Here is a 21,075-nt window from a genome sequence, read left to right on the forward strand (position 1 = left end):
CCTTGGATTATCTGGTCAATCTATCGACCTTGCCGCCGGATACGCAGTCACCCGAGCGGATGGCGCAAGCCGGCATCACCATCCGGCGTGCCCTGCCGCCGGAACTGCGGCTGATCACCAGCTGGGTCGGCGACCATTTCAGTCAGGGTTGGGCGAGCGAGACGACCGTGGCGATGACGCGTCAGCCGCCGACCTGCTTCATTGCCACGCGCAATCAGGAGCTTGTCGGCTTTGCCTGCCACGAGGCGACGGCGCGCGGTTTCTTCGGCCCGACCGGTGTTGCGGAGGAGGTGCGGGGTCTCGGCATCGGCCGGGCGCTGCTGTTTGCCTCCCTCACCGACATGAAGGCCATGGGTTATGCCTATGCTGTTATCGGCGATGTCGGTCCATCGGAGTTCTACGAGAAAGCGGTCGGCGCGATGCCGATCCCCAACTCCGCGCCCGGCATTTATGCCGGCATGCTCAAGCTTTGAACGATTTTAGATAAAGAGAGAATGTTCATGTCGATACCGCGATCCCTGGCTCTGCGGCTGGAAACAACCTGGAACCCGCCGGCCGACGGCAAGGAATTTTCCTATGTTTTGCGGCTCAAGAACCTTTCATCCGAGCAGCTTTCGGGCTTCTCGCTCTGCGTCAGCGGCCCCGGCCGCGTCGATCCGGCTGGTATCGTCGAAGGTGCCACGGTCTCCAAGCGGCTGTCCAACTTCACCGAGTTCCAGCCGCCTGATGGTTTCGTGCTGGCCGCCGGCGATACATGGACCATCACGGTCCGTGCGCTGAGCTGGCAGTTTCGCCACTGGAACGATGGGGCCAATAGCGCCTATCTCGCATTGCCCGATGGCACCACGGTTTCACTTGGCACGGAGCCGACGCGAACATCGTCAAGCAATGCGCCGTTGAAGCGCGGTGCTGAAATCTACCCGGTGCCGGCCAATCCGCCGGTGCCGCTGTCGATCATTCCCTGGCCGAACCGCGTTGCCGTTTCCTCCCGCCGCCCGCTGCCGGCAGGCTTTGCCTTGAAGGCTATCGCTCCGGAAGCGCAGGCTGCCGCTGCAAGTTTCACAGCCCTTGTCGAGCATCTCTTCTCGGCCGAAGGTCTCATCCGCTCCGAGGCGGAGGGGGCAGTGCCGGTGGACCTGCACCAGGTTGAAGGTCTCGGCGCCGAGGGCTACAGGCTGGCGTTCTCGCCTGAGAGCATCACGGTCGAAGCGAGTACACAGACCGGCTTCGTCTATGGTCTGGTCACCATCGGCCAGATCTGGCGCGGTGCGCGTCTGCATCCACAGGCATTTTATTTCCCGGCGGGTGGCGAAATCGTCGACGAGCCGGCCATGGGATGGCGCGGGCTGCATCTGGATGTCGCACGCCAATTCTATGGCACCGCCGAGATCAAGAAGCTGATGGTGGTGCTTGCCTGGAACAAGCTCAATCGCTTCCATTGGCATTTGTCGGATGACGAATCCTGGCGTGTCGAAATCGATGCCTATCCGGCATTGACCGAGATCGGAGCGTGGCGTGGTCACGGCCTGCCGCTGCCGCCACTTCTCGGCTCCAGCCCGGCTCGCACCGGCGGTTACTATACCAAGGCAGCCGTGCGTGACATCGTCAGCTATGCCAAGGGTTTTGGCATCGAGGTCTTGCCCGAGATCGATATACCGGGCCATTGCTACGCCATGCTGCAGGCAATTCCCGAGCTTCGCGATCCCAATGAGGCTGGCAGCTATTATTCGGTTCAAGGTTTTCCGGATAACTGCATCAACCCGGCGCGCGAAAAGACCTATGAGGTGATCGAGACGATCCTCTCCGAACTGATCGAGCTCTTCCCGTTCAAGACGATCCATATCGGTGCCGACGAAGTGCCGCTGGGCGCCTGGTCCGGCTCGCCGGAGGCGCTGGCGCGGCTGCGCGAACTCGCTGGTGATGAAATTGCACAAGCACATGCCAAGCGATTGAACGTCATCACCAATACGCATGGAGCCGACGATATTCACGGCTCCGGCGCGGCCTTCCTGCAGGCGGAGTTCCTGGAGCGCATCCAGGCATTTCTGGCCTCAAAGGGCTGCGTGACGGGTGGTTGGGAAGAAGCTGCCCATGGCGACAGGATCGACAAGGACAAGAGCTATCTCTGCAGCTGGCGCAATGTCGAAGTCGCGGCCGAGCTTGCCGGTCGCGGATACGAGATCGTGGTTTGCCCGGGGCAGGTCTATTATCTCGACATGGCGATGCGCCCGGATTGGGACGAGCCCGGCGCAAGCTGGGCGGGCCATTCGGACCCGGAGAAACTCTACACCTTCGATCCCGTCGGTGGCTGGACGGACGCCCAGAAAGAAAAGCTTCGAGGCATTCAGGCCTGCATCTGGTCGGAGTCGATGACGGACCGAGCCATCTTCGACCGGTTGGTCTTCCCGCGTCTCTCGGCGCTTGCCGAAACAGGCTGGACAAAGCCATCGGCAAAATCCTGGGAGCGGTTCAAGGCGCTTGTCGGCACGATGCCGCTGCTATACGGCCTGCATCAATTCTGACAGCTTGATGCATGGCCCTCGGGCGCGGCACTTGTGCCGCGCCCGATTGCGTTTCAGTGATCTGCAAGCTCAACGGCCCTGACCGTTCGTCACAGTTGCTGGACAGTGCGGTGGATGATCGGCTTCTGCAGAACATCGAATTGCGGGTTCGTTTCCGAAAAGATCGGCAGGGCGGCGGCGCCGAGAATGGCGGTATCCTTGCCGGTCGCGCCGACCATCAGGCGAGGGATCGTGCGCTCTTCCTCGGGGTTCACGGGGATGTGCAGCGGTTCCAGACGCGCCGCAAGCCGTGTCATCAGGGTTGTCGGCGCACTGCCGCCAAGCACGATGGTCTGCGGATCGAAGGCAAGCTCGAGAAAATCGATCGTCTGGCGCAGCGGCCGCACCGCTTGTTCCAGCCAGACCTCGAGCCCTCGGCTATTGGCCGCGATCATCGCATCGAGATCGTCAGGCGAAAGCTCCTGGGGGTTTTCGATGCCAAGACATTCGTAGGCGACGGATGGCGATACATAGCGATCGAGGCAGCCGCGCTTGCCGCAGCTGCACAGCCTGCCGTGCGGCTCGACGATGATATGGCCGATTTCACCGGCATTGGCGCGGCTGCCCTTGTAGAGATGGCCGTCAAGGAACATGCCGGCGCCGATGCCGCCATCGCCTGCCAGAAAGAGATAGACGAAGCTCCCAAGGCCACGCGCAACACCATAAAGCCGTTCGCCGATCGCTGCGGCGGTCGCATCATTCTCGACAATGACAGGCACTTTGATATACCGCTGCAGTTCACGAGCGACCGGGAAATCCTGCCAACCCGGCAGGTTGAGCGGGCTGAGCGATGTAACGCCGCCATCCGCATAGCGTCCGGGCAAGGCAATGCCAGCGCCGAGCAATCGGTCACGATCAAAGGAAAAGGCGTCCAGCAGATCTCTAACGATGTCGGCAAGCACCGGCATTGCCTCGGTCGGGCCTGGTTTGTCGACATGGCGCTCGATGCGGGCGCGAACCGAGCCGGAAAGATCCGTCAGTACGCCGGCGGCCCGTTGGCGGCCGAGTTCAAGGCCGATGGAATAGGCCCCATTCGGGTTGATGGTATAGGGAATGATCGGCTGGCCGCGGGCAATTCTTTGCGCTTCCATCGGGATCAGCAGATGCGAACGCGCGAGTTCCTCGACGATGTTGGATACGGTTTGTGTCGTCAGCGCCGTGATGCGAGCAATGGCGGCGCGTGACATCGGCCCATTGGTGCGAATGGCCTCGATCACGACACGCCGGTTATGCGATTTGGCCTGTTCGAGATTCGTGCCTGAAATTGTCTTCATGAGATGATCGGGAATTTCTGGATCAGCGTTCGGATAGCGTTGTTGCTTGTCACGGGCTGCTGTTGCGTGACGGGGAGGGCGGGGCGTAATTTGCCGTTGCTCGCCCGGTATATAACCACTTTCCATTCTTTTATCGATTGGTTCAATACGAGATGGATCAATGGGCGAAAGGTTGGCTCCCACAGGAGGTTTTTTTGCTCCATCGGCGATCGGAGAAGCCTTTACTACAGCCGCCGTTAGGTTAGAGTCGGGTTACCTCAGCGTTCTGCAGAGGGTTGCCCCGGAGGACTTCGATGATCAGGCTGCTCGGACTTGCGATTTTTTCAACCTGCCTTGCCACCGGAGCGATGGCCGCCGATGCCACTTGCAAGGCACAGGCAGCCGACAAGAAGCTGGCGGGAGCAGCCTTGACCAGTTTCAGCAACAAGTGCGCGAAGGATGCGGCAAGTTCTTGCGATGCCCAAGCGGCTACCAAGAAACTAGCCGGCGCCGCCAAGACGAGCTTTGTCAAGAAGTGCACCGCCGATGCCGTCGGCGGTTGATCGCTGACATCAAGCTCTTGATCAGAGGTCCCCGGCCCGGTTGTTCTCTGGGCCGAGAGTGGATTGATGTTTGTGCACGACGATCTGATTGGTCACCCTTTCGACAGATGGCGGACCTGTTCTCCAGGTTCCGGCTGCCCCACCCTCCAAGAATGGATGGCTACAATCGTCCGGCTCGATATTGATCGACGAGGTTTCTGCAGGCCCGAATGGTCAATGCCATGACGGTCAGCGTGGTGCCGGCAATGCCGCTGCCCGGGAAGGCGGAGGCATCCGTCACGATCAGGTTGGGAACGTCCCAGCTTTGATTATGGGCATTGAGGACGGAATCCTTGCTTGAGGCACCCATACGCGCGCCGCCGGTCTCGTGGATGGCGGCTCCCATGCACATGGTCTTCCGGAACCATTGTCGGAACATGAAACGGCTGAACGGATCGGCATTGGGAAAGGCGCCGCGGCCCATTTCCCTAAGGCCGGTGGGCGAACCGATGAATTCCAGCTCGCCGCCGGCGCCGCGCACCATCTCGATCAGCACTTCTTCCTGCCGGCGCAGCAACGCATGCTCCTCCTCGCCCATGACGCAACGGATATGGGGAACCGGAATGCCCCAGGCATCCTTGCGCCTTGTATCGAGCGTGATGCGATTGTCGGCATAGGGCAGCATGCGGCCGAAGCCGAAGAAGGCGAGCCGTGCAGGCTCGTTATTCGGCGTCGGTGCCCGGCCGATGCTGCCCTGATAGTCGAAATCATCGCGGCCTGCATCGCCTTCCCCGAAGCGCGGCACGAAGATGCCGCCGGAGGGATTGTAGAATGGGTCCGTTGGGGCGGAGTCGTCGACTGCCCAGCCTTTTGCTTTCGAGAAGGAGCCGAAGGCCAGGCACGGCAGCTGGTCCATGAAAAAGCGTCCGAGCGTGCCCGAGCTATTCCCCAGTCCCTGGGGATGGCTGGCGGTCGCCGAATTGAGAAGCAGCCGCACGCTTTCGATCGGCGATGCCGAAAGCACCACGAGGGCCGCGCGCGCGGTCTCGACTTTGCCGGTGACACGATCGATGAATTCCGCACCCGTTGCCCGCTTGCCGCGATCATCGGTCGTGATGCGGCGCACGATGGCGTCGTGGCGGATGGTCAGCCGACCGGTTGCCAATGCCTCGCGCAGCGGCTTCGGCGTGCGCTCGGCATCAGGAGCAATATAGCGCCAGGAAACGACATGCCGCTTGGGCCAACGTCCCTCGACTTCCGTCTTGAAGGTCTCCTCGGCCGGTGTCAGCTTTGCCGGATGCGCGTAGACGCCGTCGGGCAGTGTCTTGACGCCGTCCGGATTGCCATAAAGCCCGAGGCTGGATTCGACCTCGGCATAATAGGGCGCGAGTTCTTCGTACGAAACCGGCCAGTCCTCACCCTTGCCGGTTTTTGAGCGGATCTTGAAGTCATCGTCCGTCCAGCGCAACAGCACGCGGCCGAAGCTGTGCAGGCGGCCGCCGCCCTGACGGCCACGTATCCACAGGAATGGCGCATCCTTCGGCGTCGTATAGGGGTTCTTGCGATCGTTGACGAAGAAATGGCTGAAGCGCTCGGTAAAGAAGGCTGCGCGCGCCTGAATGGGCTGGCCCTTGATCGTGGCGCGGGCTCGCTCCCAGATATTGATGCTGCTTGCGGGCGCCTTCTTGCGATTGGGATCGAAATCCTTCTGCGTCACGGCAGGACCGGCCTCCAGCAGCAATACCGACAGCCCTTGGGCGGTCAATTCCTTGGCGGCAAAGGAGCCGGCTGCGCCGGATCCGATCACCAGCGCGTCATAGACAGTCTGAGACATGAGTCATTTCCGTATGCTGTGAAAGCGGGTTCAGAGGCGGGCGCCATCGGCGTCGAAAAGGGAGGCTTTGGCGATATCGAGCCCGGGTGCGATCGCCGTGCCCGGCTGGAGCGCGGCATCGCCCATGATGCGATAGGAGAGGCTTTGGCCTGCCCAGTCGAACCACAGCACGGTGTCCGCTCCCATCGGTTCGACGACGGAGACGATGCCCGGAATGGTGGGCCAGCCGCTTGCCACATTATCCGGCGCGATATGTTCCGGCCGGATGCCGAGCGTGGCGGGACCCGCCTTGACGGCAGTCGAAAAGGGATAGCTGGCCAGATCAATGGTGAGGTCGTTGCTTTCGAAGACCGGCGTGCCTGACCCCAGAACAATCTCGCCCTTGATGAAGTTCATTGCCGGTGCGCCGATGAAGCCAGCGACGAAGAGGTTGACAGGGCGATGGTAGATTTCGGATGGGCTGGCAAGCTGCTGGATCACGCCATCCTTCATGATGGCGATACGGTCGGCGAGCGTGAGCGCTTCCACTTGATCATGCGTCACATAGATCATCGTGTTGCCCAGGCTCTGGTGCAGCTTCTTGATCTCGACGCGCAATTCGTTGCGTAGCTTGGCGTCGAGATTGGAAAGCGGCTCATCGAACAGGAAGACGTTCACTTCGCGCACCAGGGCACGGCCGATCGCGACGCGCTGGCGCTGGCCGCCCGACAGTTCCGAGGGTCGGCGGTCGAGCAATTTGTCGAGATGCAGAATCGAAGCCGTGCGGGCGATGCGCGCCTCGATCTCGGCCTTGGGAAGACCGGCCACACGCAAGCCGAAGGACAGGTTCTTGCGTACCGACATGCGGGGTTAGAGCGCATAGGACTGGAACACCATGCCGATGCCGCGATCCTTCGGTTCGGCCCAGGTGACGTTCTTGTCCGATATCCAGACCTCGCCATCGCTGATGTCCTGCAGCCCGGCGATGGAGTTGAGCAGGGTCGACTTTCCGCAGCCGGACGGCCCCAGCAGCACGAGAAATTCGCGCGGAGCGATGTCGATCGACAGTTTTTCGATGACGGTGTGATCGCCATAGGCGATTTTGAGGTCCTTGACTGACACGGCAGGCTGCATGGCGTTACCCCTTCACAGCTCCGGCGGCGACACCACGCAGAAACCAGCGGCCGGAGAAGAAATAGATGGCGAGCGGAACGACGGCGGTCAGGATGGTGGCAGCCATGTTCACGTTGTAGGCGCGCTCGCCCATGGTGGTGTTGACGATGTTGTTCAGCTGCACCGTCATCGGCAGATTGTCGCGCCCGGCAAAGACCAGGCCGATCAGGAAGTCGTTCCAAATGCCGGTGAACTGGAAGATGGAAGCGACGACGACCATCGGCACGGACATGGGCAGCATGATCTCGAAGAAGATTCGCCAGAAGCCGGCGCCATCGACGCGCGCGGCCTTGCAGAGCTCTTCGGGGATGGCGACGAAATAATTGCGGAACAACAGCGTCACCAGCGGCAGGCCGAAGATGACATGGACCAGAACGACGCCGGCCACTGAATTATAGAGGCTCAGATTGGCGAGCAGCCGAACCAGCGGATAAAGGAAGATCTGGTATGGGATGAGGCCGCCGGCCATCAGCACGCCGAACAGAAGGTTCGCCCCCCTCGGCCGCCAGAAGGAGAGGGCATAGCCGTTGATCGCGCCGATGAAGACGGAAATCGCCACGGCCGGCACGGTGATCTTCACCGAGTTCCAGAAGCCGATGCGCACGCCCAGACACTGCGTGCCCATGCAGGCTCCCGACCAGGCCGTCTTCCACGCATTGAAATCGACGGTATCCGGCAAGGCGAAGATGCGGCCCTGGCGGATCTCCTCCATCGTCTTCAACGAGGTGACGAGCATCGTATAGAGCGGCAGCAGGAAGAACAGCGCTGCCAGGATCAGGAAGGCATAGAGCCCGATCTGGCCGGACGACAGTCGCGAAGGCTTCGGACCGCGGGGATGAAGAGCTGCCATCAGTGTGCTCCCCTTCTTCTGGCACGCATGTAAAGCGCGTATCGAAACGGTGCGACGGCCATGACGACCGAGAGCACAAGCACGGTGGCGCCGGCGCTGGCGAGGCCGAGGTTCTGGCGCTCGAATAGATTGTCCATGATGAATTTCGCCGGCACCTCGGTCGAATAGCCGGGGCCGCCGCCGGTCTGCGCCACGATGAGGTCGTAGGTCTTGATGACGCCCATGGAGAGCAGCATGCCCGACGCGGCAAGCGCTGGCCCAAGTTGCGGCAGGATGATCGAGAGATAGATGCGCCAGACTGGAATGCCGTCGATCTGGGCTGCCTTCCATTGCTCTTCGCCGATGCCGCGCATGCCGGAGAGCGCGATAACCATGACAAGGCCCGCCCCTTGCCAGACGCCGGCGAAAACGACCGTGTAGATCGCCATGTCGCGATTGACGATCCAGTCGAAGACGAAGCTCTGCCAGCCGAGCGCCCTGACCGTCGCCTGGATGCCGAAGGTCGGGTTCAGCATCCATTGCCAGATCAGGCCGGTGACCACGAAGGACATGGCATAGGGATACAGGAAGATAGTGCGGAACACGCTTTCGAAGCGGACCTTACGGTCAAGTGCTGCCGCCAGCACGAAGCCGAGGGCGAGGCAACCTCCGACATAGAGCACGCCGAAAATCAGCACGTTTTCCAGGGACGCGAGCCATCTCGACGTCCGGAACAGCCTGGCATACTGGGCAAACCCGACATAGTTGGATGACGGAAAGATGGTCGAATCCGTAAAGGACAGGCGCACCGACCAGACCATCGTGCCGATGTAGATGAAGATCGCGGCTATCCACGTCGGCAGGAGGGCATAGGTCGCAGCAAGGGGACGTCTGCGCTTGGCTTGCATCAGCAAACCCTTTCAAAAGGAATGAGCAGAGCCGATCGGAGGGAAGCCTCCGATCGGCCCGTTGCGAGGCCCTATTCGAAGATCGCGAAGAACTTCTCGGCGCCGGAGGCGCTGTCCTCGGAAGGGTTGGTCCAGAACTCGTCGACGAAGTCGTTGAGCGCACCAGCCTGCTGCGGCGAGAGGATCAGGGCCTGGTCCGGCACGATCTTGCCCGCGCTCATCAGTTCCAGCCCCTTTTGCGCGCATATGTCGAGCTTCGACTTGTCGACATCGGTGCGCATCGGCACCGAGCCTTTCCTCAGGGAGAATTCGACCTGCACGGCCGGATCCATGGCGACCTCCGCGAGCAGCGTCTGGCCCTTCTGGGATGCCGCATCGGCGATCTTCGGGAAGGAGAAGGAGTCGGCGACATAGACCATCCCCGGCGATTGCGGGGCGAGCATGCAGCCATAGTCCTTGCCTGGCTGCTTGCCGGCCACAACGAATTCGCCCTTGGCCCAATCGCCCATAAATTGCACGCCGGCCTTGCCGGTGATGACCATGGCGGTCGCGTCGTTCCAGTTGCGTCCTGCAGCCCCTTCATCGACATAGGCGCGCAGCTTGCCGAGAATATCGAGCGTCTTCTTCACGCCTTCGACGGATGCATCGCCCTTTTCCTTGTCGACATAGATCTTGAGGAAGCCGTCGATGCCGACCTGGGTCAGCAGGATCATATTGAAAACCTTGGATTCCTGCCAGGATTGGCCACCCCAGGCGACCGGCAGCACACCGGCAGCCTTGAGCTTGTCGAGAGCGGCGAAGAATTCGTCCCAGCTCTTCGGCTCCTCGGTCACGCCGGCCTTGGCGAAGGCATCCTTGGAATAAAACACCCAGCTTTCGCCATGGGCATCGCTCGGCGAGAGATAGACCTTGCCGTTATAGGAGATGAGATCAAAAATCGATTTCGGCAGGACCTCTGCCCATTTGCCGGCTTTCGCCACGTCGTCGATGGAGTTCAGAAGGCCCTGATTGACGAAATCGGTATTGGCAAGGCCGATCACGGCCTGCTTGGCAGCCGGCGGATCGCCCGCGACCAGACGGTTCTGGAAGGCGGCGTCCGCCGCTCCGAAACCGGCAATGGAGGAATCCTTCCAGACACCGCCGCGCTTTTCGAATTCTTGGCTGATGACACTGAGGGCGGCGGCTTCGCTGCCGGAGGTCCATGAGGTCATCACCTCGGCCTTCGGCTTGTCTTCGGCATAGGTCGGGGTGGATGCCGCGACGAGGGCGGCTCCCACCAATAGCAGTTTCATTCTGTTTTTCATTGTTCCACCTCTTCAAGAAAGCCCTCTTGGCGGGGCCGTTTGGTCTTCAGATCATTGGCATCATCGATAGATCGGCAGAAGCGCCTGCTGTACGAGCGTCAACCCGTTTGCGATGTCGGCGACCGGATCGGGCGCAGCGTCGAGCTCGAGAATGGCCCAGCCTTGATATCCACGGTCGCGCAGGAGCCTGGCCCAGCCTGGCCAGTCGACGCGGCCAAGGCCGAAGCCGCAGAAATAGGGGCGATGGCGATCGTGGATATGCTCGTCGATCGGCGTGTCGGCGGGCATCGGCCCGAGCGCGTCCTTCCAGTGGGCGATGATGACGCGCTCATGGTGGCGGTCGACAAGCTGCAGCGGATCGGAGCCGGCAACGATGATATGCGCCGTGTCCGGGCAGATATGCACGTAGGCCGGATCCGTCAGCAGCATCAGCAGATCGACATCGCGCGCGGCTGCAAAGATCGAGTGCGCCTCGGTGTGGAGGGCCAGCCGCACGCCCTTGGTGTAAAGGGTGGCGCCGAGGCGGTTGAGGAAATCGGCAATCTTGCGCGCCTGCTCGAAATCGAAGAATCGTGTCGGCTGGGCGCCAAGCGTCTGGCGAAGCGGCGCGCCGATGACCATGATGTCGCTGCCGCAGGCCTTGAGGAACTCGGCGTATTTCTCGGCCTTGTCGATGATGGCGGCTTGCGCGGATGCTTCGGTAAAATCGCCTGCGGCCTCGAGCTCGGCGAAAAAACCGCTCGCCAGTGTCAGCCCACGCTTGGAAAGCTCGGCGGCGAAGGCTTCGACCGAGCCATAGGTCTTTGTCGCATCCTGCCAGTTGAACGGCGAGAAGGTAAGCTCCACGCCGGTGACGCCGGAGGCTTGCACGGCATCGAGAATCTTGTCCCAAAACGCGCGCGGCTCGCTGCGTGACAGGGCGATGATGCCGTCATAATCTCCAACGCCCCAAAATCCGGGGTGGAAGAAAGTGACAAGATCGACGCCAAAGCGAAGCCGTTCCGTTGAGGTCATGATGCTATCCGTTCCTAAGGCATGGAAGATCGTTCGCGGAGCTTTGCTCCACGGCAAATAATCCATAATGATTTCAATGCACTACAACTGGCAATCGTTTGCCGTGCCTAGATAGTAGACAAGTCGTTTTTATATGCAAGCAGTTTTTGGCAATCGTTTGCTAAACCTCTGGGATTGCCGTAGCATCCCGCGAAGCAGGCATCGGGAAGGACGTAAAAAAGTGAAAAATAACAAGGATCTGCCCGTGGAGGAGCATTCGGGACCTTTGATGGCGGATGTCGCCCGGCTGGCGGGGGTCGCCATCTCGACGGTCAGTCGGGCGCTGGCCAATCCGGGTCGTGTGAACGAGAAGACGCGCGCCAAGATCGATGCCGCTGCCAAGCAGCTCGGCTATACACCGAATGCCATGGCCCGAGGCCTTCGCGTCGGCAAATCCAACGTCGTCATGATTGTCCTGCCGGGTTCGCTCTACTATGGCGTCTCGCAGGTCATTCCGCAGGTCCTGCAGGGCATCAACCGGTCCCTGAGCCAGAATGGCTACCATCTGATGATCGCGAACCTCGATCGCGACGAGACCTCGGAGCGTCACATCCTCGATCTGGCCTTCGGCGGCACGGTTCGCGGCGCCATCATTCTCTCCTCCGATCTGCCCGTCGATGGCGGCCGGTCGCTCAAGGATTCGGCCCTGCCGATCGTCTCGCTCCTGTTCGACATGAGCCGCGCGGCCCTGCCGAGCGTGGTCACCAATGATCGGCAGTCCGTTCGGGATGCGACGAGCGAACTGATCGCTCTCGGCCATAGGCGGTTTCTTTATCTTGCCGGGCCGGTGGGCAACTATCACGACAACGAGCGTTATCTTGGCGTTCTCGAAGCGCTCGCCGAGGCAGGACTGTCCGAAAAGGCGGTCATCAGGTCCGGAGGCACCCTCGATTATCAGCACGGTTTCCAGATCGGCGTCGCTGCGGCCGCCGAATTTGCCGATCTCAAGCAGAAGCCGACCGCCGTCATTGCCACGAGCGACGACATGGCTATTTCATTCATGAGCTGCGTCCAACGAATGGGCTGGAAAATTCCGGCGGATCTTTCCATCGTGTCGTTCGATGGCGCACCGGTATGCGAATATTCCTCTCCTCCGCTTTCGACGATCGAGCAGCCGGTCGAGGAGATGGGGCAGCTGGCTGTGAGCTTGCTGATGGAACGGATCGATGCGCCGGAAAGGGGAGCGGCGACACGTCACGTCATCTCGAGTAAGCTCATTCGGCGCGAAAGCTTCGGTCCGGTGCGGCCGAGTACCTGACGGCCGCATCTCGCTCCCCACGGGTAAATCGCCGATATTTGAGGGGCGAGATATCGGAATCCAGCTTAGGACATTCTTTTACCATCAGGTCTTACAATCAGGTATAGATGCTAACTTCGAAAGGCCTGTACTGGATAAGATGCTGGGCGCGGAAATCGTCGCATTCCTTGAAGCCTGTCCGATGGCGGCACTTGTGATCGACACCACAGGTGCCATCGTCTCGGCGAATGCCGAAGCTCGTGATTTCTTTGGCCTTGGAGACCAGCCTTTCGCCGCCGTCATCTCGGATCTGCTGCCTGACTGGCCGTTGGCCGCCGCCCCAGCACAGCCGCTTGTCGTGGCCGGCAATCGCCATCGGCGAGACTGTCATGTCAAAGTCATCACCTGGCAATCGGCCTCTGACGTAATGACTGCGGTTCTTGTCGAACCGGAGAGCGAAGAGCGGCAGGCGGCTTTCGCGGCACGCGAGGCGAACCTGCGTCTTCGATACGTCATCGAGATGCTGCCGGAGGCTGTTTGCGTTTTCGACGCAAACGACCGTTACGTTCTCTGGAATGAGAGATATGCGGAACTCTACCCGGACATCGCGGATCATCTGAAACCCGGCGTCGCTTTCGAGGACATATTGAAGGTGAGCCTTGCGAGCAACCGAATGCGGGAGGTTGTCGAAGACAAGGATGCCTGGCTGCGACAGCGCATGCGGAAATTTCACCAGCCCGTTTCACAGGAAGAGCAGCAACTGCGCGACGGACGGTGGCTGCGGCATGACGATCGACGTACCCCCGATGGCGGCGCCATCGGCACGCGGGTAGACATCACCGATTTGAAACAGCGTGAGGAATGGCTGCGCCAGCTGTTCGACGCCAATCCGATGCCCATGCTCCTGTGCGACGGCAGCAGCCTTCAAATTCTGCAGGCGAACCGGGCCGCGCTGGATTTCTACGGCTTCGGGAAAGAGGCATTGCTTTCCTGGAAAGCATCCAACATGCATGTCGAAAGCGAGGCCGATCGATTTGCAAGAGCGCTTCTCGAACTCGGAGGCGACTGCGAGGCCAGAACGGTCTGGCGGCAGAGAATAGCTGATGGCACCGAGCGTCACGTGCTCATCTATGTTCGCGTGCTGCACGAAGGCAAGGAACGCCGTCTTCTGCTGACCATTGCCGATGTCAGCGACCGGATTCTCGCTGAAGCGGAAGCCAACCGTCTCGCCGCGCACGATATGCTGACTGGATTGCCAAACCGGATGTGCTTCTACAAGGCCCTTGGCGAAGCGTTGAGAGCGAATAATGGAAAGCGTGTCGCCGTTTTCTGCCTCGATCTCGATGGCTTCAAGCCGGTCAACGACACCTTCGGGCACGCCGCGGGTGACGATGTGCTCAAGATGGTCGCCGAGCGCCTGCGAGGGGCCGCGAGGGGTCATATGGTGGCGCGGCTGGGTGGCGACGAATTCGCCATCCTGATGGAGGCTGACGAGGGAGATGTAGCCGAGCTGGCACAGGGCTGCATAGCTGCCTTCAAGTCATCCTTCCTCATCGAAGGTGTCCCGGTGGATATCGGCATCAGTGTCGGTGTTTCGGCGGCACCTGCGGAGGGTCAGGATGGGCAAGCCCTCGTTCTGGAGGCCGACCACGCCCTCTACAGGGCGAAAGCCAATGGGCGGAATACCTGGCAGATGGCGTCCGACAGCTATCGACATCGCAATGTTCCGAGACGTCGAAGGTGAGGCTGGCGGCGCTTGCGCGCGGCTCTTGAACTTGGCCCGGCGACCCCTCATCTGATTATCAACTGTTTCAATCTGTCGAACTGACAGCCTCTCGCTTTTTCACAGTTGCTGCCGGTCCTCGTAGCGACGCGCGTCCGCGTCGCAGGAGTTTTTTATGGGATTCATTGATCGCGACATCCAGCCGTCATCTGATGCCGGGCTGCTGGATGCTTATTCTCAATCGGTATCGAGCGCCGTCGATGTCGTCGGACCGGCTGTCAGCCGGATCGAGCGGTTGGGCGGCCGCGCCGGGCATGGTTCCGGCTTCGCCATCTCGCCGGATGGTCTCGTCGTCACCAACAACCATGTCGTCGACGACGCGAAAGCCGTGCGCATCAAGACGCCCGAGGGCGCGACCATCGAGGGCAGGGTGCTTGGCCGCGATCCGGACACCGACCTTGCGCTGATCCGCGCCAATGACTGGCCCGGTGCATGGGCAAGGCTCGGCGATTCCAAGACGCTGAAGCGCGGTCATATCGCGATTGCCATCGGCAATCCGCTCGGCTTCGAATGGACCGTCACGGCCGGTATCGTGTCGGCGCTCGGCAGGTCGATGCGCGCGGCCAGTGGCCGGCTGATGGAAGACATCATCCAGACGGATGCAGCGCTCAATCCGGGTAATTCGGGCGGGCCGCTGGTGTCCTCGGCGGGCGAGGTGATCGGCGTCAACACCGCTGTCATCCAGGGCGCCCAGAGTATCGCCTTTTCGGTCGCCTCGAATACGGCGAAGCATGTCGTGTCCGAGATCCTGCGGTTCGGTCATGTCAGGCGCGCCTATATTGGCATTGCTGCCGACACGGTGGAACTGCATCGCCGTATTGCCCTGGAAGCCGGCGTCACGCACTCGACCGCCGTGCGCCTGCGCCGCGTCGAAAAGGACAGCCCGGCCGAAAAGGGTGGCTTGCAGGAGGGCGACTATCTGCTCGCCATCGATGACTATGCCGTGTCAGGCATAGATGATGTCGTCAGGCTGCTTGATGGCGATAAGATCGATACCGAGATCGAGGTTTTGATCTTCAGCGTCGGCGGCCAGATCGAGCGACGGCAAGTGAAGCCGTCGGCTCGCCCGGCAACGTAGTGTCGCCGATTGCTACCCTCTGCCGAGCAATGGCATTTTCGTCGCCATGACGGTCATCGAAAGCACGTTGGCATCCAGCGGCAAGGTGGCCATGTAGACAACGGCGCGCGCCACGTGCTCGGCCGAAATCGTCGGCTCTGCGGCGATTTCCCCATTCGCCTGCAGCACGCCGGCGCTCATTCGTGCCGTCATGTCGGTTGCGGCATTGCCGATATCGATCTGGCCGCAGGCGATGTCGAAAGGCCGGCCATCGAGCGCCGTCGATTTCGTCAGGCCGGTGATGGCGTGCTTCGTGGCCGTATAGGGTGCTGAAAGCGGGCGCGGCGTCGTCGCCGAAATCGAACCGTTGTTGATGATGCGGCCGCCGTGCGGCACCTGGTTCTTCATCAGCCGGAAGGCCTGCTGCGTGCAGAGGAATGCGCCGGTCAAATTCGCTCCGACGATGGCGTTCCACTGTTCGAAGGTCAGTTCCTCCATCGGAACTGCGGGCAGGCCCATGCCGGCATTGTTGACCAGAAGATCGAGGCGGCCGTATCGGCTGGAAATGGCATCGAAAAGGGCGCGGACGGATACCGGATCGCTGACATCGGCAGCAACCGCGAAAAATTCCGCGCCGGTCTCCTCCGTAAGCTCCTTGGCGGATTTTTCAAGAACATCCGTCCGCCGCCCGGAGATCACGACCTTGTAGCCGGCTGCACCGAGCGCTTTCGCCATGGCGCGCCCGAGACCCGTGCCGCCGCCGGTCACCAATGCTATTCCATTGTGTGTGCTGGATGAAACCTCGCTCATGCAAGCCTCCCGCCCAGTTCATCCTCGATATGCACCTGCAAGATCTCGTCGAAGCTCTGTTCCGCCTTGAAGCCGAGATCGCGAGCCCTTTGCGCATCGAACTGCGTTGCCCAGCCGGCGACGATCCGCTCGATCACCGGATCGGGTTCCCGCCGGATGAGGGCGACAGCCTTGTCGCCGGCCACCCGACGCAGCGCGTCGATTTCATCGGAAACGAGCGCCGATAACCCCGGCATGGTGAGATTGCGTCGCGGCCCGATCTTCGCAGTATCGAGCGTTGCGGCATGTACAAAGAAGCCGACTGCAGAGCGTGGGCTGGCAAACCAATGCCGCACCGTATCGCTAACCGGCAGAATGGCCTCCTTGCCGACCAGCGGCTCGCGCAGGATGTTCGAGAAGAAGCCTGAGGCGGCCTTGTTCGGGGCGCCGGGGCGGACACAGATGGTGGGCAGCCTGATGCCAATGCCGTCGAAAATGCCGCGCCTGGAATAGTCGGCGAGCAGCAGCTCGGCGATCGCCTTCTGCGTGCCGTAGCTTGTAAGCGGTGCCGTCAGGAATTCATCGCCGATAATTTCGGGGAAAGGCGTGCCGAATACGGCGATGGACGACGCAAAGATCACGCGCGGTGTGTACGCAGTCTTCAGTCCCTGCTGCCGGATGGCCTCGAACAGTGCCCGTGTGCCATCAAGGTTGACGGTGTAGCCCTTATCGAAGTCCGCTTCCGCTTCGCCCGAGACGATGGCGGCAAGATGGAAAATGACATCGGGACGGTCTTCGATGAGCTTGTCTGCGATGCCGGCATTCGCGAGATCCACCGTGACAGCCTTCGAAACGTCCTTGAGAGCCTCCGGCACCGGCGGCTGCACCGCATCCGCGAGCGTCAAGCGATCGATCGACTGTCCGAGAGTCTTCGGCTCGGCTGCGATCCTGTCGACAAGCTTGCGGCCGATCATGCCCGCAGCGCCCAATATCAATACATGCATTTCGGCTCTTCCTCCCAAGGACTGGCGTCGGTCTTCAAAGATAGTTGCCGCCTTCTCCTCGCCAATCCCCTTGCTTCGGCCCAATCGACGGCGGTCAAAACGGTTCAGATATGAATTGCTGCTCTCATCGATACGCCTGTAGCCAGGCTAGGCCAGCTTCCGTAGTGGTTGCCGGCCGATATTCGGCCCCGATGGGCCTGTCATAACCGAGCTTTTCGATAAAGCGCAGGATATAGCGGTAGTCGATTTCTCCGTGATCCGGTTCACGCCGGTCCGGGACGGCCGCGATCTGAATGTGGCCGATGGCGTCCAGATGCGCTTGCAGCCTATGCGTCAAGTCGCCCTGCATGATCTGGATATGATAGCAATCGAACATCAGCTTGATGTTCTGCGCTCCGACCGCGGAGATGATGCCGAGCGCCTGCTCCATCGTCTGCAGGAAGTATCCCGGTGCATCGCGGTGGTTCAGCGGCTCAATCAGCACGTTCGCTCCTACCTTGCCTGCACACTCGCAGGCATAGCGCAGATTGGCGATGAAGATGCTGCGCGCCTTTTCGCCATTGCTCTTTCCGGCCATCACATGCACGTTTCGCGTGCCGATGGCGGCGGCGTAGTCGAATGCCTGATCGATCGCCCGGCGTGCCTCCTCCTCACGCCCCGGCAAGGCCGCCAGCCCATTGTCGCCGTCCTCGACGCGTCCGCGTGTCGTGTTGAGACCAAGCATGGGAAGACCGGTTTCGGTGAGCGCCTGACGCACGGCTTCGGCCGAAACGTCATAGGGATAATGGCATTCCACAGCATCGAAGCCGGCTGCCTTGGCGGCTCGGATCGCGTCGGGAAGCGAAAGCTCCTGCCAAAGGAAGCCGAGATTGGCGGAAAAGCGCAGCATGTTCAGTCCCACTCCACATCATAGGTGCGAACCAGATCGGCAATTTGTGCGTCGGTCAGCAGGGAGGGATTGGCCCCTCGCGTCAGGATGGCAAGTTTTGCCGTCTCTTCCAACTCCTCGATGGCATAGATCGCCGCTTCCAGATCCTTTGCCGAGACGACCGGTCCGTGTGCCGCCAGCATCACGGCGCTGCGTTTGCCGGCAAGGCCACGGATCGCATCGCCCATGGCGGGATCACCCGGCATGAAATAAGGCAGGAGTTTCACCTTGCCGAGCTTCATGATCGAATAGGCCGTGAGTGGCGGCAGCATATTGTCGCCATCGATATCGGGCAGAACAGACAGCGCGACCGAATGGCTGGAATGGAGATGCACGACGGCACCTGTCTTCTCCGGTCTTGTCTCGTAGAAGGCGGCATGCAACGGCATTTCCTTCGTCGGCTTGTCTCCGCCGATCAGGCGTCCATTGGCGTCGAACAGAGACAAGCGTGAAGGATCCAAGCGGCCGAAGGAACTGCCTGTCGGCGTCACCAGCAGGCGCCCATCGCTGAGACGTGCGGAGATATTTCCGGACGAGCCCGCGGTCAGGCCCCTGTCGTAGAGCGATTTGGCCATCTGGCATATCTGCTCGCGCAGCTTGGCTTCCTCGCTCATGCCGTCTCCAGCCGGGTAAAGGCATCCGCAAAGAAGGTCTCGCCGCCGAAATTGCCCGATTTCAGCGCAAGTGCAATCGTCTCGCCCTCCACCTCCGCGAAGGTCCAGGGAACGCCGGGTGCTATTTCCGGGCCGATCGTCAGATGGGTAACTCCGAGCGCCTGGGTGATCGCACCTGATGTCTCACCGCCGGCAACGACGAAGCGGCGTGTGCCGAGGCGGAAGGCTTTTTGCGCGAGCTCTGAAAGCGCTTGTTCGACCACTTGGCCCGCCTTGTCTCGCCCCAATCGCTCCTGCGCCCGGCGCACGTCGTCGGGTTCGGCGGTGGCGTAGATGATTTTCGCAGCGTCAGCGGGTTGCTTCTGCAGCCACCGGCAGGCTGCCGCCGCACCTTGTTCCGCAAGGGCGAGAGGGTCAAGCCTCAGGCTGATACTGCGCCCCGCATAGTGGGCGACCTGTTTGCGTGTCATGGCAGAGCAGCTTCCCGACAGGACGATCTGGCCGCCCGCGACGTTTGGCAATGTTTGGCGGACCTTGGGTGGCGCCGCAAGGCCTTGCTCCATGTACAGCCGAGGAAGCTGGCCGGCGATCGCGCTGCCGCCCGTCAACAGGAGAAAATCGACCGTGGCGGTGGCGATCGTGCGCAGGTCATCGTCGCAAACGGCATCGACGATCACATGCTGTACACCGTCTTCCGTGAGCTTTTGCAGTCTCGCTTTCAGCGCCGCCGGCCCTTCGGAAACCGCGATGCGGTTGGCAAGACCGACCGTGCCGCGCACCTGTGGCGCCAGAAGCCGCACTAGGCTCGAATCGCGCATCGGCGTCAACGGATGGTCCTTCATTGAGCTTTCCGAAAGAAGCTGCTCGCCGACGAACAGATGGCCCATGAATATGCTGCGGCCGTTTTCGGGAAAGGCCGGGCAGTAGATCGTTTGCCGGGCGCCGATCTCTGCCATCAGCATTTCCGCGATCGGACCGATATTGCCCTCCGGGGTGCTGTCGAAGGTTGAGCAGTATTTCCAGAAGAATCGGGTCGCGCCCGCGTCTTTCAGCCATTCCAGCGCCTGTCGCGCTTGCTCCACGGCAGTCTGGACCGGCGCTGTCCGGCATTTCAGGGCGATGACTTCGATGACGGCTGCATCGGTGTCGTCGCGTTTCCTCTGCGGCACGCCGATCCGCAGCGACACCGGCAGCCCGCTGCGTGAGAGCAGCGCGGCAAGGTCCGTCGCCCCGGTAAAATCATCGGCGATGCAGCCGAGCAGGAGTGCCATCCTCTAGCCCTCCATGCCCGGCAGGATGGCGCCGCTCTTGCGGGCGAGGATCTTTGCGACGGCAGCGTCATCCTCGAGGCCGAGACCTGCTTCGGAAGCCTCAACGAAGAGGCTGAGTGCGGTTGCTGTAAGCGGCGTGAGGGCTCCCGCCCTTTCGGCTTCGGAGGCGACGATGCCAAGGTCCTTGACGAAGATGTTGACCGCCGAGCGTGGGGTGTAATCACCCGAAACGATGTGTTCGCCCCGGTTCTCGAACATCCATGACGAGCCCGCCGAAACGCGGATCACCTCATAAAGCGTCTTCAGGTCGATGCCCGCCTTGGCGGCAAGCGTCATGGCTTCGGCGGTTGCCGCAATGTGCACGCCTGCGAGAAGCTGATTGATCATTTTCACCTGGGAACCGGCGCCGGGCCGATCCCCCAGGCGGAACACCTTTGCCGAAATGGCGTCGAGGACGGCGGATGCCCGGTCGAAGGCCTCTTGCGGGCCGGAAGCCATGACGGTGATCTCGCCCGCCAGCGCGCGAACATGGCCTCCGGAAACCGGTGCATCGATGACCTGCATGCCGGCTGCTTCCAATCTTTCGGCAATGGCCGTCGTGGCGCTCGGTGCCATGGTCGTGCAAAGCAGAAAGACAGTCGAGGGGCGCGCGGTCTCCAGCGCACCGTTCTGCCCGAAGAGAACGTCTTCGACCTGCTTGCTGTTGATGACGTAGATGAGGACGACATCGACCGTGTCCACCGCCGAGGCCGGCGTGGTGCAGGCGTCCCCGCCCGCTTCCGTGAAGCGCGTGAGGACATCGCTGCGAACATCGCATCCATGGACAGCAAAACCTGCTTTGAGAAGCGATATCGCTGCGCCCCAACCCATCGATCCCAGCCCGATGACGGCTGTCTTCATTGCGTCCCGCACGGCGCTACCTCTGCAAATATCAATGATGTTACCGATACCGGTAT

General features: G+C 61.3%; 18 protein-coding genes and 1 pseudogene. 6 read left to right on the top strand and 13 right to left on the bottom strand.

Going from position 1 to position 21,075, the window contains the following annotated elements; genetic code table 11:
* Window positions 1-2: 2 nt before the first annotated feature.
* Window positions 3-473 (top strand): GNAT family N-acetyltransferase, encoded by a 471-nt coding sequence (locus FHT28_RS07580; protein WP_047639702.1) that lies wholly within the window; start codon window positions 3-5, stop codon window positions 471-473.
* A 27-nt stretch (window positions 474-500) separates the two neighbouring features.
* Window positions 501-2,522 carry a beta-N-acetylhexosaminidase gene (locus tag FHT28_RS07585; protein ID WP_168595893.1) on the top strand — a complete coding sequence of 674 codons (2,022 nt, stop codon included), beginning with the start codon at window positions 501-503 and terminating at the stop codon, window positions 2,520-2,522.
* An 89-nt stretch (window positions 2,523-2,611) separates the two neighbouring features.
* Here FHT28_RS07585 and FHT28_RS07590 read toward each other — a convergent pair whose 3' ends face one another.
* Window positions 2,612-3,835, bottom strand: a complete 1,224-nt coding sequence (locus FHT28_RS07590; RefSeq protein ID WP_168595894.1) for an ROK family transcriptional regulator — start codon at window positions 3,833-3,835, stop codon at window positions 2,612-2,614.
* A 293-nt stretch (window positions 3,836-4,128) separates the two neighbouring features.
* Here FHT28_RS07590 and FHT28_RS07595 point away from each other — a divergent pair, with 293 nt between their 5' ends.
* Window positions 4,129-4,377, top strand: coding sequence for a hypothetical protein (locus tag FHT28_RS07595; protein ID WP_037191599.1), 249 nt, complete (start codon window positions 4,129-4,131; stop codon window positions 4,375-4,377).
* Window positions 4,378-4,537: 160 nt separating this feature from the next.
* On the opposite strand, the gene FHT28_RS07600 is transcribed toward FHT28_RS07595, so the two are convergent.
* The 6 genes and pseudogenes from FHT28_RS07600 to FHT28_RS07625 all read right to left on the bottom strand — a co-directional run bounded on the left by FHT28_RS07600 (window position 4,538) and on the right by FHT28_RS07625 (window position 11,397).
* Window positions 4,538-6,190 (bottom strand): GMC family oxidoreductase, encoded by a 1,653-nt coding sequence (locus FHT28_RS07600; protein ID WP_168595895.1) that lies wholly within the window; start codon window positions 6,188-6,190, stop codon window positions 4,538-4,540.
* Window positions 6,191-6,220: 30 nt separating this feature from the next.
* Window positions 6,221-7,303, bottom strand: a pseudogene (locus FHT28_RS07605) (ATP-binding cassette domain-containing protein).
* 4 nt (window positions 7,304-7,307) lie between these two features.
* Window positions 7,308-8,192: a carbohydrate ABC transporter permease gene (locus tag FHT28_RS07610; RefSeq protein ID WP_168595896.1), complete on the bottom strand. Its 885-nt coding sequence runs from the start codon at window positions 8,190-8,192 to the stop codon at window positions 7,308-7,310.
* A complete protein-coding gene (locus FHT28_RS07615; RefSeq protein WP_113108367.1) occupies window positions 8,192-9,079 on the bottom strand; it encodes a sugar ABC transporter permease in 888 nt (295 codons plus the stop codon). The genes FHT28_RS07610 and FHT28_RS07615 overlap by 1 nt, the downstream gene beginning before the upstream one ends.
* A 71-nt stretch (window positions 9,080-9,150) precedes the next feature.
* The gene (locus tag FHT28_RS07620; RefSeq protein WP_168595897.1) at window positions 9,151-10,383 is read right to left on the bottom strand and encodes an ABC transporter substrate-binding protein; all 1,233 of its coding nucleotides are present in this window, start codon (window positions 10,381-10,383) and stop codon (window positions 9,151-9,153) included.
* Window positions 10,384-10,443: 60 nt separating this feature from the next.
* The gene (locus FHT28_RS07625) at window positions 10,444-11,397 is read right to left on the bottom strand and encodes a sugar phosphate isomerase/epimerase (protein WP_168595898.1); all 954 of its coding nucleotides are present in this window, start codon (window positions 11,395-11,397) and stop codon (window positions 10,444-10,446) included.
* A 220-nt stretch (window positions 11,398-11,617) separates the two neighbouring features.
* On the opposite strand from FHT28_RS07625, the gene FHT28_RS07630 reads away from it, so the two are divergent.
* From FHT28_RS07630 to FHT28_RS07640, 3 genes are all read left to right on the top strand, one after another.
* Window positions 11,618-12,694: a LacI family DNA-binding transcriptional regulator gene (locus tag FHT28_RS07630; RefSeq protein WP_168595899.1), complete on the top strand. Its 1,077-nt coding sequence runs from the start codon at window positions 11,618-11,620 to the stop codon at window positions 12,692-12,694.
* A 139-nt stretch (window positions 12,695-12,833) separates the two neighbouring features.
* Window positions 12,834-14,417 carry a diguanylate cyclase gene (locus FHT28_RS07635; RefSeq protein WP_348644972.1) on the top strand — a complete coding sequence of 528 codons (1,584 nt, stop codon included), beginning with the start codon at window positions 12,834-12,836 and terminating at the stop codon, window positions 14,415-14,417.
* 154 nt (window positions 14,418-14,571) lie between these two features.
* Window positions 14,572-15,534 carry a trypsin-like peptidase domain-containing protein gene (locus tag FHT28_RS07640; RefSeq protein WP_168595901.1) on the top strand — a complete coding sequence of 321 codons (963 nt, stop codon included), beginning with the start codon at window positions 14,572-14,574 and terminating at the stop codon, window positions 15,532-15,534.
* Between the two features lie 12 nt (window positions 15,535-15,546).
* On the opposite strand, the gene FHT28_RS07645 is transcribed toward FHT28_RS07640, so the two are convergent.
* From FHT28_RS07645 to ltnD, 6 genes are all read right to left on the bottom strand, one after another.
* Window positions 15,547-16,323: an SDR family oxidoreductase gene (locus tag FHT28_RS07645; RefSeq protein ID WP_168595902.1), complete on the bottom strand. Its 777-nt coding sequence runs from the start codon at window positions 16,321-16,323 to the stop codon at window positions 15,547-15,549.
* Entirely contained in the window at window positions 16,320-17,306 is a 987-nt protein-coding gene (denD, locus tag FHT28_RS07650; protein ID WP_168595903.1) for a D-erythronate dehydrogenase, read from the bottom strand. The genes FHT28_RS07645 and denD overlap by 4 nt, the downstream gene beginning before the upstream one ends.
* Before the next feature lie 124 nt (window positions 17,307-17,430).
* Window positions 17,431-18,195, bottom strand: coding sequence for a TIM barrel protein (locus tag FHT28_RS07655; RefSeq protein WP_168595904.1), 765 nt, complete (start codon window positions 18,193-18,195; stop codon window positions 17,431-17,433).
* Window positions 18,196-18,197: 2 nt separating this feature from the next.
* Window positions 18,198-18,848, bottom strand: coding sequence for a 3-oxo-tetronate 4-phosphate decarboxylase (otnC, locus tag FHT28_RS07660; RefSeq protein WP_113108358.1), 651 nt, complete (start codon window positions 18,846-18,848; stop codon window positions 18,198-18,200).
* A complete protein-coding gene (otnK, locus tag FHT28_RS07665; RefSeq protein WP_168595905.1) occupies window positions 18,845-20,119 on the bottom strand; it encodes a 3-oxo-tetronate kinase in 1,275 nt (424 codons plus the stop codon). Before otnK ends, otnC begins: the two co-directional genes overlap by 4 nt.
* Before the next feature lie 3 nt (window positions 20,120-20,122).
* Window positions 20,123-21,019, bottom strand: a complete 897-nt coding sequence (ltnD, locus tag FHT28_RS07670; RefSeq protein ID WP_168595906.1) for an L-threonate dehydrogenase — start codon at window positions 21,017-21,019, stop codon at window positions 20,123-20,125.
* Window positions 21,020-21,075: the final 56 nt, after the last annotated feature.

The sequence above is a fragment of the Rhizobium sp. SG570 genome (genome assembly GCF_012275345.1).
Classification (GTDB): Bacteria; Pseudomonadota; Alphaproteobacteria; order Rhizobiales; family Rhizobiaceae; genus Rhizobium; species Rhizobium lusitanum.